A 17,017-nucleotide genomic window follows, 5' to 3' on the forward strand; every position below is an offset into this window, starting at 1 on the left:
CTTTCAGGGTCAAGCGATACAGCGGCCAAGCACAAAATTAGTGCTGATGGCCACCTTCTCCGTGAGCGTGTTTATGGGATAACTCTTCTTCAGTGGCAGGGCGCACTTGTTTAACTGTCAGGTCGAAAGTCACCGTTTTACCAGCAAAAGGATGGTTAGTATCCACAGTTACCATGAACTTACCGGCTTTGATCACCGTGACCTGACGAGGGCCTTGCTCGGTATTAATTTGTGCAACCATGCCTGGCTTCCACACTTTGGCGCCTTGTAAGTGCTTGACCGACACCCGTTGCTCAGCATCTTCTTTGCGCTCACCATAAGCCTCTTCAGGCGCCAGCGTCACATTAATTTGCTCATCTGCAGCTTTACCTTCTAACGCTTTTTCAATGCCTGATAACATGTTGTTATGGCCATGCAAGTAAGCAATAGACTCACCTTGGCTCGATTCCAACACCGTCCCGGCTTGGTCCGTTAACTCGTAAGCAAATTGCACCACAGCATCTTTGGTAATATTCATGTGTTTCTCTCTTGTTTCATTTTGCTAGGACTTTAACGAAATGTATCGTTGCAAGCAAATACAAGCCTGCCCAGCGACAAATATGTTTGTTATTCTTAGTATCGTAACCCCATTAAGAGCAATATGATGTCAAAAACTAACAAGGTCAGCGAAGAAGAATTACAGCAATGGCTTGAACAAGTGCATTTTGGCAGTTGTTGCAGCGATCTAAGCCAAGAAGATGTCGCCCACTCCCCTAAACAGCTCCACCCAAACAACCAAGGTGCTTCCGAAAAATGTGCCACCGAGCTTAAAAAAGGCAGCCAATGACATGCCCTTGGCAATGGCCAGAGATTGAGCGGCGGTATCACAGCAACAGCCAAGGGCCATTACACGCGCTGCAAAATACGCATCAATGCAACGTTAACTTATTGCTATTAGCCATTGAATTAGATGAGAAAACGCTATTTTATTCAAAGAGTTTCTGGCAACAATGCCGAGACTGTGCTGAAATATTTGAACAGAGTATATTACGGCCATTGCGAGCGGTGCGAATGCAAGTAAAACAGCTTGCGCCACAGCAATATTCACACATACTCATAACCGAACTGGGTTTAGAGCGAGACTTACAGCAGCAAATTGACACCCTGGCAAGTCAACTTCCCCTTTCAACACAAACTGAGACCACAAACTTAATGACTTACTTAGGCATTCAAGGCGTAAAAGAAGCCGAAGCAGTGAGTCACTCACTGAGTAATGTGTGCCATCAAACCACAAACGTTAACTAGGAGCCAGCAATGCGGCAGTTATGGGTGTTTTTATGTTTCTTTATATCCGCTTCTTCATGGGGTCAAGAGACCTGGCCTGAGACCTTAGCCAAAGCCAAAGGGCAAACCGTGTATTTTTATGCTTGGGGCGGCTCTCAAAGTATCAATGATTACATTCGCTGGGCTGCTCGCGCCGCGCAGTCTCAATATGGTATTGAAGTCAAACACGTCAAAGTGGCCGACACAGCAAATGTGGTTAATCAGGTATTAGCCGAAAAAACAGCTGGGAAACATGCCCAAGGCAGCGTGGATTTAGTGTGGATTAACGGCGAGAACTTTGCTTCCATGAAAGCCAACGAACTGCTCCATGGCCCGTTTGCTGAATCATTGCCTAACTTTGTCTTGGTGGATATTGAACAAAAGCCGTCTATCGCGTTCGACTTTGGCACCCCAGTGGAGGGGTATGAGTCACCTTGGGGCATGGCACAGTTTGTATTTATGGCGGACAGCGCTAAAGTGAAACCATTTCCCGCCTCAGCGTTAGAGTTATTGGCGTACTTAAAACAAAACCCGGGGCAATTCAGCTATCCTAAGCTGCCTGATTTTCATGGTGTGAGTTTTTTAAAACAGATGCTGATTGAAACCAGTAATGCACACCCGGCCTTGTACCAAGATATCGAACAAAGCGAGTCCCCTGAGCAAGTTTTGGCGCCGCTTTGGCACTATTTAGACCAACTGCACCCGCTAATGTGGCGCCAAGGTAAAACGTTTGTAAGCAGCCAAGCGCAACTCAAAGCTAAACTCAATGATGAAGCCATCACCATTGCATTCAGCTTTAACCCTAATGATGCAGCCAACAGCATTGCAACCGGGGAACTGCCTGAAACGGTGAAAACCTACGTCCATAAAGCGGGCAGCTTAGGCAATACCCACTTTGTTGCTATTCCGTACAACGCTAACGCGAAAGCCGGTGCCAAAGTGTTCGCTAACTTCTTGTTATCTCCAGAAGCTCAAGCAAGAAAAGCGGATCCCGCAATTTGGGGCGACCCAACGGTATTGGCATTAAATAAATTAACCCCGCAGCAAACCACAAGCTTCAACGCCATTGAACGCCATCCAGCCAGTTTAACGCCGGTGCAACTGGGGCACATTTTGGTTGAGCTTCACCCAAGCTGGGTAGGATACATTGAAAAAGAATGGATCAAACGTTACGGCCAATAGCAAAACCTGACTAGCTGATGAAGGCCATACCCTGACGTATGGCCTTTTTTTACCTTAAATTCGAACCTCTCTCAATTTACAGGGCAAGTAACACTGGTGGGTAGCATCATAAAACTGCCACCTTGCATCACATAGGCCACTTTCTCTTGTATTAACTCCCCGTCTTGCCCATCGGGTTGCGAGTCTGTTACAGCTTCGCGGTTACCTTGCGGCTTATCGATACCTGCTGAGTCCATACTCGCAGCAATTTCTGCGTTCTTCGTCTTATCTAAAGTTGCGGCATCAACGCCTTGATGAGTTATATCCGCATCAACAGCCTGCACTGAAATATCTTCGGCACTTGCGAAGACGCCTTCCACTGCTGGAGCGGGTGCGTCATTTGCCGGTTGGTTATCGATAACGCTGGGCGCTAGGCCATTTGCCGCATACTGCGTTTCTGTTTCTGTTTCTGTTTCTGTTTCTGTTTCTGTTTCTGTTTCTGTTTCTGTTTCTGTTTCTGTTTCTGTTTCTGTTTCTGTTTCTGTTTCTGTTTCTAGGGTATCTTGCGACGCTGCAGCGCCGTCGACCACTAAAGTACTCGATTCAGTGGCAAGGTTGGGTGCAAGGTCAACGTTGGCCATCTTGTCTGCATCGACCACGTCTTTAAAATCAAACGCTGCTGCATTCAATTCTGCAGTAATGGCAACCTCTTCATTAATGATGACAAGAGGTAAATCTGAATCATCTTGTTGCGGCGCAGAGTGCTCGCCAACAATATCAATCTCAGTACTGACAAGACTCTCAGAATCACCTATTCCCTCTTTTTCAAGGGCGCTCTCAATCGCAATCTCGTCATCTTGTGGGGAAACACTGTCCCCCTCCAGTGTGCCAGCTTCTGCTTGCTCCGCAGAGTGAGCTTGGTCAATCTCTTGGTCAGGCTCTGGCTCAAGCTCTGGCTCAGGCTGTAGCTCGGAAAGTTGAGTCGCCTCCTGGGATAAAGGCTCATTCACCTGTGATACGTCTGTGTTTTTCGAGTCAGGCAGGGTCGCAGATTGGTTGAGGCCGTCACTTACCGCCTGTCCGTCATCAGAGTCGCTGACCGATTCCGCGAAGCCAGTGTCGCTTGCAGCAAGCTCAGATGCCGGCATGTCGGTTAACACAACAGGCTCAGCCAGTGGCTCAAGCTCATCAACTGCGGTACTCGCTTCCGCTTTCTCTGCAATGTCTTGCTCTATCGCGCGCCAGGCAGCCGCAACTTGTTGCGCGGTTTTTGCCTTTTCTCGCTCTGCGTATGCAGGAAAGTGTTTTATTAAATAATCTTTTGCTCGCTGCGCCTGGTATTTATAATCAATGTCGATGTAATTCATGTAGTAATCAAAGCGACCTGTATTGATGTAAAAAATGCCACCTTCTGCGGGCATTTCAAACACCAAGGTCGGGGTATCTCCGCAAGGCGCATACGAGCCAAAGGCATGAATACCGTCTTTTGATAAATCGATACGCGTCACCGCTAATACATCCCCCGGTCGCGCACTGCCAACGATGTACTTATCTGGGCCTACGCGCTGGTAATCCGGTTGATACAAAGGTTGCTCATAAAACACCCCTTCCTTGATGGTGCCATATTGTAAATGCATCAAAGACTCTGGCGATGAATTACCTATCACATAAAGCCCACGCCCCTCTACCGGGATCAGCTCTTTGTTTACTCCGTCATTGGTGGCACAGCCAGTCAAGCCACTGAGTATCATTCCCAAGACAACGGGGCGATATGAAAAGGCAGGCGTTTTAAACAAGTGAAAGTCCTTCTAAATATGAGCAAAATTAACAATGCAAATCCGAGCATTTAGCTTAACACTCCAAGGGTTTGAGCCAATTTCACAAAGATTAAAGCGTGAAACAGGTATTATTTTTATCTTTTTTTCTGACGTTCAGGCAAATAAATCGCCAACTATTTGTGCATTTCAGTAAAAGCCATGGTTCTACAGCGCAGCAAAAGTGAAGTGTATCAAATTAATGACAATCTCAACCTTTGCCACTCGTCGTTACCATGACTTCTACTAGACTTGTAATATTCGCCTAATAGGAAGTGTGTATGAAGCGACATTCCATTGCCTCAAGTTTGTATCTCATATTAGGAGGCATTGCCCTCGTCATTTTGCTGTTCTCCACGACTGTGGTGTACCTGGGCACTCAAGTTAATCAAGCATCCGAAAAAGTGATTGCCCATGACATGCCCGCGGCATTAAACACCTTAGCCATGCTGGAAGAGCTCGGTGACATGAACTCCAACATGCTGGAATACGTGCTTGGAGAGAAAGAAGAAAAGCATGAGTATTATTCAAACCTCGATGAATTCCACCGTTTCCGTCGTTTGATACCCGAAAACTTTGTCGGCAATAACACCATTGAACACCTCGAGCGCATCGTTGATGCCTATGAAGAAATTGCTCGCCTGAGGGTATTTGAAGTCTACAATCCGATAGCAGAAAGCCATGCGGCAAATGAGATAAATCAATTATTGATCAATGTTGGCCGACCATTAGAAAAACTGCTCAACGAGATGAAAGAGGAAGAAATAGCCGATATTGGTACCCAAGAAGACTTAAATGAAGTCATTTCAGATGATTTACCCGGCATTCGATTTTACCTCGAGCTCGTCGACGAAGCCGGCGATATGTTAGCCGACTTAGACCGCTTTGTATTAGGCGACTCCAACGCTCGGCGATCCTTTTTTGAAAACGCGCTGCAATTTGAAACCTACCTAGCGCAACTTAAAAAAATCGAGAACAAACCCGAAGAAATCATCAAGCTAAGAGAAATAAAACGCCTGTTTATCGAGCTTAAAGAAGGCGGAACCCGCATATTTGACGGTTACCAAGCTCGCACTAAGCTGCAAGCCTTAGAAGCAATTGATGACCTTGAACATCAAAACTTTAAAGATGCAGAAGATTTACTCGACGACATTTCATACCAATCAAGAAGTGAAGTTGACCGAGCCATGTTGGGCTTAAGTGAACTAGCTGACCAAATCACTTGGGTGATCGGCATCGCCAGTCTTGCAACATTACTGTTTGTTATTTCGATTACAGTGTATACCCGACGCTACATTTTTCGTCCGATAAACACCATCACCCAAACAATTGATGCCCTGCGTAAGGGAGAACGCAACTTTGAGATCCCAGACAGTGGCCGCCATGACGAGTTAAGCGACGTCATCGTCAGCCTTAAGCAATTTCAAGCCGAGCTGGTAGAACTTGACCAGCTAAGATCCAAAGAACAAGGCATGCAAAAAGCAATCACCTCGGAAAAAGAAAAGGCAGAAGAAGCCCTAGAAGAGCTACAAGCCACCCAAAGTAAGTTGATTGCGACAGAGAAAATGGCTTCTCTTGGCGCGCTCGTGGCGGGCGTGGCTCATGAGGTTAATACCCCTATAGGCGTCAGCGTGACAATTTCCACAACCCTCGCAAGAAACTTTGAACACTTCTTAGAAAAAGTGAAGTCTGGCGAAATCAAACTCAGCGACTTAGACAAGTTTGAAGCGGACTCCTTGCAATCGCTGCAATTATTAAATAACTCTTTGGAACAAGCCTCTCACTTGATCCATAACTTTAAGCAAGTTGCCACCGATCAAACCAGCTCAAAAAGGCGAGAGTTTGAAGTGAAAGAAACCTTGGAAGAAATTCTGTCGACCTTGCAACACAAAATCAAACGCAGCCACATATCATGCAAAATAGAAGGTTGCGAGCACATTGTTATGGACAGCTACCCCGGTCCCTTTGGCCAAGTTATTACTAACTTGTTTAACAATGCGGTACTGCATGGATTTGAAGAACAAGGTGAAGGCTTAATCACAATACGGTTTGAGCAAAAAAGCGATCAATTGAAGATTTTATTTTCTGATAATGGGCAAGGTATTCCACCAGAGAATATCGGCAAAGTGTTTGACCCGTTTTTTACCACTAAGTTAGGGCGCGGTGGTTCAGGGCTGGGCTTAAACATCGTCCACAATATTATCTCAGGGTTACTAGGGGGTAGCGTCACCGTGGACAGTCGTCTTGGCACCACGTTTGAGCTGATGCTGCCATTAATAGCCCCAAGGAGTGAGGCCGACAGTGAGTGATTTGTTAATCAATATCGTCGATGATTCCGCCGAGAAAGCCATCAAAGACGAACAAAGAGAAGACCTCAGCAGCTGGAAAGTTGCCATCATTGACGATGAAGATGCCGTCCATCAGGTGACAAAACTCGCCTTAGCTGACGTTATCATTAACGATAAAAAGTTGGAGTTCATCAGCGCCTATAGCGGCGAAGAGGGCTTTAAACTGTTACAGCAACACCCGGATTGCGCCGTGGTGTTACTCGATGTGGTGATGGAAGAAGCCGACTCAGGCCTAAAACTTGCTGACCGCATTCGCACCGACTTGCAGCAAAACAACCTGCAAATTATTTTGCGCACTGGTCAACCAGGCTACGCTCCAGAAGAAGACGTGATCTCCCGCTACGAAATAAACGACTACAAGACTAAAAGTGAATTAACCCACAACAAGTTGTATACCTCAATTGCAACCGCTATTCGTTCTTATGTGCATTTGTGCTCTTTGGAAGAAAGTAAAGAAGGCTTACGTCACGTGATCCGAGCATCGGCCAACTTAATGAAAGAGCGCTCTGTGCACGAATTTGCCAATGGCGTATTAAAACAAATCAATGCCATGTTTAATTTACGCGCGCAGGGGATTTTCTGCGTTTCTCAGCGACCACAAAAAGGCCCAGAAGAGCTTGCTAGCGACCAGCAAAATGCATTTCAAATCGTTGCCACGTCGCCGCAGTACAACACAATTCACGGCAAAACCTTACAAGACATCGACCGCAGCCTAGAAACCGAGTTAGTTGAATCCGCGCTGCAACAAAAACAACATATATTTGGCTCAGAATACAGCGCGTTGTACTTGTCTACGCCGTCGCAATGGGAAGGGGTCATTGTCACGAAAGGCAACCTGGATCCCGACGTTATCGACCAAGAAATCCTCAAAGTCTTTTGCGTAAATATTTCTCTAGGCTTAGAAAATGCGAAATTTTTTAGCCACTTAAATGAGGCCGCCTACACAGACAATTTAACGGGCTTATACAGTCGTACCGGTTTAATGGAACACGCTCAGCAGCGCTATCCAAGCTGTGAAGAAAAACTGACGCTTTTTATTGTTGATATCGACTACTTTCACGAAATTATCGACAGCCTAGGTTACGACTTTGGCAGTGAAGTGCTCAAGAAAATGGCCTTTCAGCTGAGGCAAAGTTTTGCCAGCGAAGCCATTATTGCGCGCCTGCACACTGACGTGTTTGCCATCGCCCTACCTGATTCTAAATTTGACATTAAAGCCATCAGCAAAATATGTTCAAAACCCCTGATCGTTGAAGGCAACTCTATTCGCCTTGGTGTGACCCTCGGGGAAGCTCATGAAAATGCCGGACAATATAAACTTAATGCCGACGAATTGCTGCGCCACGCAGAGATCGCACTAAAGGTAGCCAAAGAAGAGCACCGCGGCGCCGGAAAGTGCTTTGAACCGCAATTTGAACAAGACAAGCGCAGTCGCCTGGACATGCTGGCCGACTTTAGAAATGGCTTAGCCCATCATGAACTGTTCTTGGTGCTGCAACCCAAAGTTGCCGTACATCATCAGCGCATTATTGGCTACGAAGCTCTTATACGTTGGCAACACCCGCAAAAAGGCTTGATACCGCCCGTCGCGTTTATCCCTATTGTGGAACATTCTGGGCTGTATTTTGAGTTGGACTTGTACGTATTCAAACAAGCGTTGATGCTCCTGACCAATCACCCAGAAATTGATTTGCCTGTATCTATCAATATATCAGCCAATTCGTTACATCATCACGACTTTATCAGCGAGTTAAAAACGTTAATGGCGCAATACGACGTCGACATTGCGCGCATTGAAATTGAGATCACCGAAAACGCCTTGATCCGCAGCGACATGGCCATTTTGCATTTGCGCGCGCTGAAGGAGTTAGGGTTTGTGTTGTGCCTCGACGATTTTGGCGCGGGTTACTCTTCCCTTGCTTACTTGGCTAAGTTACCCCTTGACGTGATTAAAATAGACCGCTCTTTTGTCAGCTCTATCGACCACAGCGACAGCGCGCTAGCCATTTTAAAAGGCATGCTGCAGATCTGCCAACAGCTCAATAAGCGCATCGTCGTAGAAGGCGTTGAAACGGTAGAACAGCTCGATTTAATCAAGTCACTCGGGGTGGAAGTGGTACAAGGCTTTTATTTCTACAAGCCGATGCACCTAGAGCAGATATTGAGCTTACACAAAAACAGATAATGGCTAATACTTTTCCAGCGTAAAAGCAAAAACCATACGTTAGGTATGGTTTTTTTGTTATCTAACGGCTTTTTGTAATCAGCTTCTGGCTATATTTCTTCTCTGCCTAAAGAAATCACCACGCGACGGTTTTTCGGTCGCTGCAAGCTCATCCGGTTATCGGCAATATGGCGTTTTTCGCCGTAACCTTCAATTTTGAATTTGCTGTCATTAATGCCCAGTTCGGTAAGATACGTTTTAACGCTATTGGCCCGCTTTTCCGATAACTCTTGGTTGTGCCAACGACCACCGTAACTGTCTGAATAACCGTCCACCAAAATAACATTAACGGCTTCATCATGACGGATGTACTCACCTATCATTTTCAGGCGTTGCTTTGAGCGTCGCGTAAGCTTGGCGCCATTTTTCTCATAGTTTAAAATACTGAAAGAAATGTCTTCAAACGAATAAGGTAATAGCTGCGACACACAATCTTCAAAGTCGTTGTACTGCCTTCTGAAGTTAACCGATGACAGGGCGACTTGGGTCACTTTATCACTGTTGTACCAATCGCGATAAACGAAGGTGGGGAAATGCCCGTCGGCCAACTCGCTCAGCATGGCCCAAGCGCTTTGGCCATTAATGTAGCCGTCAAAGCCTTCATGAAATTTTGCCAAGGTTATGTCTTGGGCGGCTACGCCGGGTCGCCAAGCAGGTGGCACTGAACGCAACGTTACCGACCGTGTGACCGGGGTGTCCCTTCTGGCGTCAAGGGCAAAGTCGAGGTTAACCGACTTGCTCGCCCGCACAGTAAAGCGAGCGTGGCCAAAGCGTGGAATATTGTGGTCTAGAGTACACTGGATCGGATTCGCTTGGGTAATTTCCCATACAGAATTATTTAAATCCGCTTTAAATACTTTGTTGCCAGCCATTGCTGCCGGTGATAACACCGCCAAAGCAAGCCATTGCCATTGTTTCATTGTCGATATCCAGTCGTAACCATAATACTGCTATCGGCAACAGACAGGCTTTCTTTAATGTTTTTTCATTCCATTTGAAAATTTCTGGCATAATATGCGCCTTTATCCCAAACCAAGATTGCTATGACTGACACCAGTAAAACTGTTCACCCTCTTTCAAAACGATTTCGCGGCTACTTTCCGGTTGTCATTGACGTTGAAACAGCCGGTTTCAACGCCAAAACCGACGCCTTGCTTGAGATTGCAGCCGTATTGACCGACATGGACGAAGACGGATGGCTGGTGCCGAGTCAAACTTTGCACTTTCACGTTGAGCCATTTGAAGGGGCAAATTTAGATCCTGCCGCATTGGAGTTTAACGGCATTAACCCGCACAGTGCGCTGCGCGGCGCGGTGTCTGAAGACCATGCCTTAAAAGAAATCTTCAAGGCCATTCGCAAGCAACAAAAAGCGATTGGCTGTAATCGTTCTATTATGGTGGCGCATAATGCCGCGTTTGACTTAGGTTTTGTGAATGCCGCGATAGAGCGTTGCAACATCAAGCGTTCACCGTTTCATCCTTTTGCCAGCTTTGATACCGCAGCGCTGGCCGGTCTCACCTTAGGCCAAACCGTGCTAGCCAAAGCCTGCCAAAGCGCAAAAATTCCTTTTGATAATAAAGAAGCCCATAGCGCCCTGTACGACACCGAACGGACCGCAGAGCTATTTTGCCACATGGTTAACAAGTGGAAAGCACTGGGTGGCTGGCCTTTACTAGACTAACAGGCTTGCGCTCAGTCAATGTTTTAGCATTAATGCCACTTTTAACTGGCGATGTTTGCTACCATAACAACTGTTCTTAAGTGGCTAATATGGCCACTTATTTTTTGCCCAAACAAAAAGGAATAGTTGATGAATGCGGTTGTTATAGCAGTGTGTTTAATGCTGCTGTTAAGTTTACTTCGAATCAATGTGGTTATTTCGTTAACCTTAAGTGCCATTGTCGGCGGCTTGGTTGGCGGCTTAGATTTGACGGCAACCATCGCCGCATTTAATGGCGGCCTGGGCGGTGGCGCAACCATCGCCTTAAGTTATGCCATGCTGGGCGCATTTGCGGTGGCCATTTCGCGTTCTGGCATCACAGATTTACTGGCTCAAAAGGTGATCAAAACGTTTGGCGGCAGCGCAAACAATAATAATACCTTTTGGTTTAAAACCGTATTATTTGGCTCTATTTTGCTGGTTGCGGTGAGTTCACAAAACTTGGTGCCGGTTCATATAGCTTTTATTCCGATTTTGATTCCGCCTTTGCTGCACGTGATGGCCAAGTTTCAAATCGACCGCCGTGCGGTTGCTTGTGTGATCACTTTAGGTCTTACTGCTACGTACATGCTACTACCCGTTGGCTTTGGTGGTATCTTCTTAAATAATATCTTATTGAAAAACCTCAACGATAACGGCTTAAACGCGGTCGCAGGCGATTTGCCTTTGGCCATGGCGTTACCCGTTGGTGGCATGGTGTTGGGTTTGTTCGTAGCGCTGTTTTACACTTACCGCAAACCGCGCCATTACTCAGAAGAGAAAATTCTGCAAGCTGAGCCGGAGAACAAAACCTTTCGCCCTTCGCATATCGTGGTTGCCGTGATTGCGATTGTGGTGGCCCTGTCTTTGCAATTATATGCAGACTCCATCATCTTAGGCTCTCTTGCCGGCTTTACCATCTTCACTTTGGGCGGTGTGATCAAGTTTAAAGAAACCCAAGACGCCTTTACCCAAGGTGTACGTATGATGGCTATGATAGGCTTTATCATGATTGCCGCCGCCGGTTTTGCAGCGGTGATGAAAGCGACCAATGGCGTCGACAGCTTGGTAACGTCTATTGGCGGCATGATAGGTGACAACAAAGCGTTGGCCGCCATGCTAATGCTTGTGGTGGGCCTGCTCATTACTATGGGTATAGGCTCTTCATTTTCGACGATTCCGATTATCGCTACTATTTATGTCCCACTCTGTTTGCAATTTGGCTTCTCGCCGATGGCAACTATGGCACTAGTGGGTACGGCAGCAGCTTTGGGCGATGCCGGCTCGCCAGCATCCGACTCCACCTTGGGACCTACGTCAGGCTTAAATGCCGATGGCCAACACGACCATATTTGGGACTCGGTAGTGCCTACCTTTATTCACTACAACATTCCATTGCTGATATTTGGCTGGGTTGCCGCCATGGTGTGGTAACACAAGGCAGCAAACAAAAACGGCGCCTCATTCGGCGCCGTTTTTTTTATGGGGTAATGGTCATGCGATTTCAGCCGCAGCCACGCCCTTACATCTGTATCTCTGGTTACTCTGCGTCTTGCGCAGGGCTTTTTGCAGCCGCTTCTTTAATCAAAGGCTGCAATTCACCTTGTTGGAACATTTCCATGATGATGTCACAACCACCGATCAGCTCGCCTTCCACCCACAGCTGTGGGAAAGTTGGCCAGTTAGCGTATTTTGGCAATTCAGCACGGATATCAGGGTTTTGTAGAATATCAACGTAAGCAAATTGCTCACCGCATTGCATCAAGGCTTGCGAAGCTTGGCTTGAAAAGCCACAGCTTGGGAATTTAGGTGATCCCTTCATGTATAGAAGGATGGTGTTTTCTTCAATTTGGCTTTTGATCTTGTCTAATGTTTCCATGATTTTCTCACACTGCAATATTTGCGCACTATTGTAGCGGAAAGCCAAGCGACAAAAAACGCATATTTTATAGGGCTATTCAAGGCCACTTTCTGTTTTGAAAGGATTATGCAATTGTCCGCATCTTGTTCTAGATCAAACCACGAAAAAACGCTAAAGTGTAGCCGGAAAAATAATAAGCTTTGCCAAAGCAAAGCGTCGCAATGGAGAAGAGCAATGGCATTTGAACTACCAGCATTACCTTATGCACAAGATGCACTAGAACCACACATCTCAGCTGAGACGTTGTCTTACCACTACGGTAAACATCACCAGACTTACGTTACTAAGCTTAACGGCCTAGTTGAAGGTACTGAGCTAGCTGAAAAATCTCTAGAAGAGATCGTAAAAACTTCTGAAGGTGGCATCTTTAACAATGCTGCTCAAGTTTGGAACCACACGTTCTACTGGAACTGCCTAAGCCCTAACGGTGGCGGTGAGCCAACAGGCGCACTAGCAGACGCTATCAATGCAAGCTTTGGTTCTTTCGAAGCTTTCCAAGCAGAGCTAAACGACAAAGCTGTGAACAACTTCGGTTCTTCATGGACTTGGTTAGTGAAAAATGCTGACGGTAGCCTAGCGATTGTAAACACGTCAAACGCTGCTACTCCGCTAACAGACGAAAGCGTTACCCCAATCCTAACAGTGGATCTTTGGGAGCACGCTTACTACATTGATTACCGCAATGTACGTCCTGATTACCTAAAAGGTTTCTGGGCACTTGTAAACTGGGAATTTGTAGCTGCGAACTTCGCATAATCTACAACTCCAGTTCTAAAAAAACCGGCAGTTGCCGGTTTTTTTGTTTCTACATGCCCGCCTTTCTATACCACTCTAAATACGCTTTATCCACCCAGCCACGTTGTTGAGCCAACGTTTGTCCCTCTTCAGATTGCAATAGGAAATCAAGGGTCGTCATGGTGCCTCTGATCTCATTGCCGATACCGTTAAAAGGATAGATCTGCCCTTCTGGGTCACTCGCCAGCTGCTGCACGGTTGCGGCAAAACTGAACCCGGCAAGGCAATAACTCTGCGCCAAGGTTTCAATGATCGCGACCAGCTTTTCATCAGCGCTGCCTTGCATATCAAACACTTTCTCTTCATCCAACAATATGGGCGCAGATTGCAGCTGCGCATTTAGCGCGGTAAGGGATTTCTCGGAAGCATCTATCGCGGGTAAATCAACATCTGAGCAAGGTGCAGCAAAAACGGGGCTATTAGCAAGCACAATGGTCGCGACAAGCAATGTCTTAGACGAAAAAAACATAAATAAAACCAAGCATTAAACTATTTCTACTAAGGATAACACATCCCTCTGATCTGCCAGTCAAACAACGCTGCTTTCATCACAATTTGCGCAACATTTCATCAAGCTGCCATTTTTTTGCCGCTGAACTGTCACATTGCTTACCTATGGTCGTACAAAAAGGAATCAATGTTATGTTCTCTGTCGACCAAGTCGTTTCTCAGCACTTTCCAAAACTGAACAATAAGCCGTGGCTTAGAAAACCTTTAACTTACTTTTTACGCCGGTTATTACACGAGCAAGAATTCATCGACTTTGAACAACAATACCCCCACCTCAGTGGCTATGATTTTGTTGAGAAAGTGCTCGACTACTTTGACTTTAGCTATCGTACCACAGACCGCGAAATCGCCCGTATTCCTGTCACCGGCAAGGTTGTGATTATCGCCAACCACCCTATCGGCTCTTTAGACGGTCTCGCATTATTACAATTACTGCAACGCATTCGCCCCGACGTTAAAGTGGTTGCCAATGAGCTGTTAATGTCGATTAAACCACTGCGCCCGACCCTGCTGCCCGTTAACAACATGAATGGACTGACGGTCAAAGACAATCTGCAAAACATTCATAACCACCTGCAAAGCGAAGGTGCTCTGATTATTTTTCCTGCGGGCGAAGTCTCACGTCTGCGCCCTACCGGCATCAAAGACACAAAATGGAACAGTGGTTTTTTGCGCATTGCCAGCCGCGCTCAAGCTCCTATTTTGCCCATTCATATTCAAGCCCGAAACTCCGCGCTGTTTTACGGTACTTCCATGCTGTATAAACCATTGGCCACCATGTTGTTAGTCAAAGAGATGTTCAAACAAAATGCCAACACGGTGAAAATGACGGTGGGAAAAATGGTGCCTTACGACAGTTATCAAGGGCCGCAGCTGTCTAAGAGCGCCAAGGTCAGGCTGTTTCAAAAACAAACCTACCGTGTGGCCAAGGGTAAAAATGGTTACTTTCGCACAGAAAGCCCCATTGCCCACCCCGAGAATAGGGTAGTGTTAAAACAAGCAATAGAACAGTGCGAAGCGCTTGGCTTCACCCCAGATAACAAACATATTTACCTTTATCGCCACAGTGGCAGCTCAGCCATTTTACGAGAGCTTGGTAGATTACGAGAGCTAGCGTTTCGAGCCGTCGGGGAAGGTACCGGCACCAAGCGAGACATAGACCATTACGACAGTGATTATTTGCATTTAGTTTTGTGGGATCCTGACGACCTTGAAATAGCGGGAGCGTATCGTTTTGCAGAAGCTAAGAAGTGTTTGCAACAAGCCGCTGATACAGGCTTGTATAGCCAAACGCTGTTTCAGTATCAGAATGAAATGGCCCCCTATTTTGAGCAAGGCCTTGAGCTTGGTCGCAGCTTTGTGCAGCCCAAATACTGGGGCAGGCGCAGTCTCGATTACCTCTGGCTTGGCATCGGCGCTTTTATTGCCAAGCACCCGGAGTACCGCTATTTATTTGGCCCAGTAAGCATCAGCGATAAATTGCCTAAAAACGCCAAAGACTTATTAATATATTTTTACCAGCTTTACTTTTCCGCTCCGCAAACCTTAGCCACAGCGAACGTACCTTATTTGGTAGATAAAAATTTGCCCGAATCCTTGGGCGTTGAGTTTGTCGGAAACGACTACAAGAAAGATTTTACGACCTTAAAAACCGTGTTAGATAACATGGGTACCGCCGTGCCTACCCTTTATAAGCAATACAGTGAAGTATGTGACTTTGGCGGTGTGCAGTTTTTGGATTTTGGGGTCGACCCAGACTTTAATAATTGCATCGACGGCTTGGTCTTGGTTGATCTTAATCAGCTTAAAGCCAACAAGCGTAGTCGCTACATTGATAGCCACGTCAGTCAAACTACAGTAGCGTAAGCTTGATAACCAGCTCTACAGAAAGTAAGCCTTGCTCAGGGCAAAGGGCATTTACCAAGGATGCACTTCGCCTTGCCAAGTTAAAAATTGACCGGTTCGATCCATATTGAGCTGATCGCTCACTTTAACCAAACCTTGCGCGCTCTCTACCACGCTAATATCGGCGTCTGCGCCGCCCATATCAGTTTGCACCCAACCTGGATGAACCATGCACATAGCGATCTTCATAGGGGTTAATTCTAGGGCTAAAACCTGCATGGCTTTGTTTACTGCGGCTTTTGAAGTGCGATAGGCCACCATGCCTGTCGTTGCTCGATGCAGTGAGCCCATTTGACTAGAAAGAGTCATCACACGCCCTTTCGATGATTGCTGTAAAGCGGGCAATAATGCTTGCGTTAGCTGAAATGGCGCTATGGTATTGACATGAAAAGTATGCAGCCATTGCTGGCTGTCAATATCTTGCGCTAAACTGCCTTCAGGGCCAATCACTCCCGCATTATTAATGAGTAAATCGATGGCAGTATCGGCAAACTTGTTGCCTAATTCAGTAATGGCGACGTTATCTGTGACGTCTAATTCCACTAAAGTAAGGTGCGGGCCAATTAACATTTGCAGCGCAGCACCAATATTACCGCGGTAAGTGCCTATCACCTTATCACCACGGCTTAAAAAAATGCGACACAACTCTAGGCCAATCCCTCGGCCAACCCCCGAGATTAAAACGGTTTGCATATTGCTTCCTTGCGAATGTGGGTTATTGTGCTTTTGGGTTTTCACCCCACTTATTTTCATCTTCAGAGCTATCAAGCACCATGAAAATAAGCAATATAATTGCGCCCACCAAAGGGATCAAACAAATTAATATCCACCAAGCACTGCGACTGGTGTCGTGTAAACGACGAAACGTCACTGCTAGAGCGGGTATAACCAAGATAAAACTATAAATAATACTGAGAATACCGACGCCAGATTCTAGCGAACCACCACTGATTGCCATATCGACAAAAACCAGCGCAAGAGATACCAACATGTTGATTAAATAAAACATCCAATATTCTTTACGACGCGCACGACCGGAAAAATTAAACGCATTCTTCCAAACGTTGATGTACCACTGCATAACTATTCCTTAATTAACTTTATTAAATAAATCGCACAAGAAGATATCAAAAAAAGCTCACAAAGATTAAGTGATAAAGCTCTCAACTTATTAATAAAGTGACGTACAAGTTATGCTTACTCACCAATTTGTTAACTTAATCATTCGAACTAGAATACGCAGCGTTGGCTTGTTCAACTGGCGTTGTTGACTAAATAGGGAACCTTTCTCGAAAACTGCGATCAGATCATTGAGCACGATACATGGAAGTGATTCT

Annotated in this window: 17 protein-coding genes; 9 read left to right on the forward strand and 8 right to left on the reverse strand. The window is 46.1% G+C overall.

Translation table 11 applies throughout. From position 1 onward, the window contains the following. Nucleotides 1–37: 37 nt before the first annotated feature. Nucleotides 38–517 carry an FKBP-type peptidyl-prolyl cis-trans isomerase gene (locus tag D1Z90_RS14660; protein ID WP_119911533.1) on the reverse strand — a complete coding sequence of 160 codons (480 nt, stop codon included), beginning with the start codon at nucleotides 515–517 and terminating at the stop codon, nucleotides 38–40. Nucleotides 518–640: 123 nt separating this feature from the next. Here D1Z90_RS14660 and D1Z90_RS14665 point away from each other — a divergent pair, with 123 nt between their 5' ends. Genes D1Z90_RS14665 through D1Z90_RS14675 form a run of 3 tightly spaced genes read left to right on the forward strand, consistent with a single transcriptional unit; the run spans nucleotide 641 to nucleotide 2,484 of the window. Further along, a complete protein-coding gene (locus tag D1Z90_RS14665) occupies nucleotides 641–826 on the forward strand; it encodes a hypothetical protein (RefSeq protein WP_147378774.1) in 186 nt (61 codons plus the stop codon). Beyond that, a complete protein-coding gene (locus D1Z90_RS14670; RefSeq protein WP_119911535.1) occupies nucleotides 823–1,284 on the forward strand; it encodes a TIGR02444 family protein in 462 nt (153 codons plus the stop codon). The genes D1Z90_RS14665 and D1Z90_RS14670 overlap by 4 nt, the downstream gene beginning before the upstream one ends. A 9-nt stretch (nucleotides 1,285–1,293) precedes the next feature. Further along, nucleotides 1,294–2,484 (forward strand): ABC transporter substrate-binding protein, encoded by a 1,191-nt coding sequence (locus D1Z90_RS14675; RefSeq protein WP_119911536.1) that lies wholly within the window; start codon nucleotides 1,294–1,296, stop codon nucleotides 2,482–2,484. Between the two features lie 71 nt (nucleotides 2,485–2,555). On the opposite strand, the gene D1Z90_RS21340 is transcribed toward D1Z90_RS14675, so the two are convergent. Further along, nucleotides 2,556–4,259 (reverse strand): hypothetical protein, encoded by a 1,704-nt coding sequence (locus tag D1Z90_RS21340; protein WP_158587149.1) that lies wholly within the window; start codon nucleotides 4,257–4,259, stop codon nucleotides 2,556–2,558. A gap of 299 nt (nucleotides 4,260–4,558) precedes the next feature. On the opposite strand from D1Z90_RS21340, the gene D1Z90_RS14685 reads away from it, so the two are divergent. Together D1Z90_RS14685 and D1Z90_RS14690 are read left to right on the forward strand one after the other, a co-directional pair. Further along, on the forward strand, nucleotides 4,559–6,586 hold the full coding sequence (locus tag D1Z90_RS14685) for a sensor histidine kinase (RefSeq protein ID WP_119911537.1): 2,028 nt from the start codon (nucleotides 4,559–4,561) through the stop codon (nucleotides 6,584–6,586). Continuing rightward, nucleotides 6,579–8,810: a GGDEF/EAL domain-containing response regulator gene (locus D1Z90_RS14690; RefSeq protein WP_119911538.1), complete on the forward strand. Its 2,232-nt coding sequence runs from the start codon at nucleotides 6,579–6,581 to the stop codon at nucleotides 8,808–8,810. Before D1Z90_RS14685 ends, D1Z90_RS14690 begins: the two co-directional genes overlap by 8 nt. Before the next feature lie 89 nt (nucleotides 8,811–8,899). On the opposite strand, the gene D1Z90_RS14695 is transcribed toward D1Z90_RS14690, so the two are convergent. Further along, entirely contained in the window at nucleotides 8,900–9,769 is an 870-nt protein-coding gene (locus D1Z90_RS14695; RefSeq protein WP_119911539.1) for a flagellar protein MotY, read from the reverse strand. Beyond that, nucleotides 9,699–9,860, reverse strand: coding sequence for a hypothetical protein (locus D1Z90_RS21345; RefSeq protein ID WP_158587150.1), 162 nt, complete (start codon nucleotides 9,858–9,860; stop codon nucleotides 9,699–9,701). Before D1Z90_RS21345 ends, D1Z90_RS14695 begins: the two co-directional genes overlap by 71 nt. A gap of 32 nt (nucleotides 9,861–9,892) precedes the next feature. Between D1Z90_RS21345 and rnt the strand changes: the two genes are divergently transcribed. After that, nucleotides 9,893–10,531 carry a ribonuclease T gene (gene rnt, locus D1Z90_RS14700; RefSeq protein WP_119911540.1) on the forward strand — a complete coding sequence of 213 codons (639 nt, stop codon included), beginning with the start codon at nucleotides 9,893–9,895 and terminating at the stop codon, nucleotides 10,529–10,531. 129 nt (nucleotides 10,532–10,660) lie between these two features. Beyond that, nucleotides 10,661–11,983 carry a Na+/H+ antiporter family protein gene (locus tag D1Z90_RS14705; RefSeq protein WP_119911541.1) on the forward strand — a complete coding sequence of 441 codons (1,323 nt, stop codon included), beginning with the start codon at nucleotides 10,661–10,663 and terminating at the stop codon, nucleotides 11,981–11,983. 106 nt (nucleotides 11,984–12,089) lie between these two features. Here the strand turns inward: D1Z90_RS14705 and D1Z90_RS14710 are convergent, their stop codons facing one another. After that, a complete protein-coding gene (locus D1Z90_RS14710) occupies nucleotides 12,090–12,428 on the reverse strand; it encodes a Grx4 family monothiol glutaredoxin (protein ID WP_119911542.1) in 339 nt (112 codons plus the stop codon). Between the two features lie 216 nt (nucleotides 12,429–12,644). Between D1Z90_RS14710 and sodB the strand changes: the two genes are divergently transcribed. Further along, on the forward strand, nucleotides 12,645–13,226 hold the full coding sequence (gene sodB, locus D1Z90_RS14715; RefSeq protein ID WP_119911543.1) for a superoxide dismutase [Fe]: 582 nt from the start codon (nucleotides 12,645–12,647) through the stop codon (nucleotides 13,224–13,226). A 49-nt stretch (nucleotides 13,227–13,275) separates the two neighbouring features. Here sodB and D1Z90_RS14720 read toward each other — a convergent pair whose 3' ends face one another. After that, nucleotides 13,276–13,734, reverse strand: coding sequence for a hypothetical protein (locus tag D1Z90_RS14720; protein WP_119911544.1), 459 nt, complete (start codon nucleotides 13,732–13,734; stop codon nucleotides 13,276–13,278). A gap of 173 nt (nucleotides 13,735–13,907) precedes the next feature. Here D1Z90_RS14720 and olsF point away from each other — a divergent pair, with 173 nt between their 5' ends. Further along, a complete protein-coding gene (gene olsF, locus D1Z90_RS14725; protein WP_119911545.1) occupies nucleotides 13,908–15,641 on the forward strand; it encodes a bifunctional ornithine lipid synthase OlsF in 1,734 nt (577 codons plus the stop codon). 51 nt (nucleotides 15,642–15,692) lie between these two features. Here olsF and D1Z90_RS14730 read toward each other — a convergent pair whose 3' ends face one another. Both D1Z90_RS14730 and D1Z90_RS14735 read right to left on the reverse strand, forming a co-directional pair. Further along, entirely contained in the window at nucleotides 15,693–16,373 is a 681-nt protein-coding gene (locus tag D1Z90_RS14730) for an SDR family oxidoreductase (RefSeq protein ID WP_119911546.1), read from the reverse strand. Between the two features lie 22 nt (nucleotides 16,374–16,395). Continuing rightward, on the reverse strand, nucleotides 16,396–16,761 hold the full coding sequence (locus tag D1Z90_RS14735; protein WP_119911547.1) for a DUF805 domain-containing protein: 366 nt from the start codon (nucleotides 16,759–16,761) through the stop codon (nucleotides 16,396–16,398). Between the last annotated feature and the right edge of the window lie 256 nt (nucleotides 16,762–17,017).

Origin of the sequence: Motilimonas pumila (assembly GCF_003596335.1) — a bacterium.
Classification (GTDB): domain Bacteria; phylum Pseudomonadota; class Gammaproteobacteria; order Enterobacterales; family CBDFNC01; genus Motilimonas; species Motilimonas pumila.

Bases quoted from the DNA above. Each gene is read 5' to 3' on its own strand.
- D1Z90_RS14660 (WP_119911533.1), bottom strand. From the start codon at position 517: ATGAATATTACCAAAGATGCTGTGGTGCAATTTGCTTACGAGTTAACG.
- D1Z90_RS14665 (WP_147378774.1), top strand. From the start codon at position 641: ATGATGTCAAAAACTAACAAGGTCAGCGAAGAAGAATTACAGCAATGG.
- D1Z90_RS14670 (WP_119911535.1), top strand. From the start codon at position 823: ATGACATGCCCTTGGCAATGGCCAGAGATTGAGCGGCGGTATCACAGC.
- D1Z90_RS14675 (WP_119911536.1), top strand. From the start codon at position 1,294: ATGCGGCAGTTATGGGTGTTTTTATGTTTCTTTATATCCGCTTCTTCA.
- D1Z90_RS14685 (WP_119911537.1), top strand. From the start codon at position 4,559: ATGAAGCGACATTCCATTGCCTCAAGTTTGTATCTCATATTAGGAGGC.
- D1Z90_RS14695 (WP_119911539.1), bottom strand. From the start codon at position 9,769: ATGAAACAATGGCAATGGCTTGCTTTGGCGGTGTTATCACCGGCAGCA.
- D1Z90_RS21345 (WP_158587150.1), bottom strand. From the start codon at position 9,860: ATGCCAGAAATTTTCAAATGGAATGAAAAAACATTAAAGAAAGCCTGT.
- rnt (WP_119911540.1), top strand. From the start codon at position 9,893: ATGACTGACACCAGTAAAACTGTTCACCCTCTTTCAAAACGATTTCGC.
- D1Z90_RS14705 (WP_119911541.1), top strand. From the start codon at position 10,661: ATGAATGCGGTTGTTATAGCAGTGTGTTTAATGCTGCTGTTAAGTTTA.
- D1Z90_RS14710 (WP_119911542.1), bottom strand. From the start codon at position 12,428: ATGGAAACATTAGACAAGATCAAAAGCCAAATTGAAGAAAACACCATC.
- sodB (WP_119911543.1), top strand. From the start codon at position 12,645: ATGGCATTTGAACTACCAGCATTACCTTATGCACAAGATGCACTAGAA.
- D1Z90_RS14720 (WP_119911544.1), bottom strand. From the start codon at position 13,734: ATGTTTTTTTCGTCTAAGACATTGCTTGTCGCGACCATTGTGCTTGCT.
- olsF (WP_119911545.1), top strand. From the start codon at position 13,908: ATGTTCTCTGTCGACCAAGTCGTTTCTCAGCACTTTCCAAAACTGAAC.
- D1Z90_RS14730 (WP_119911546.1), bottom strand. From the start codon at position 16,373: ATGCAAACCGTTTTAATCTCGGGGGTTGGCCGAGGGATTGGCCTAGAG.
- D1Z90_RS14735 (WP_119911547.1), bottom strand. From the start codon at position 16,761: ATGCAGTGGTACATCAACGTTTGGAAGAATGCGTTTAATTTTTCCGGT.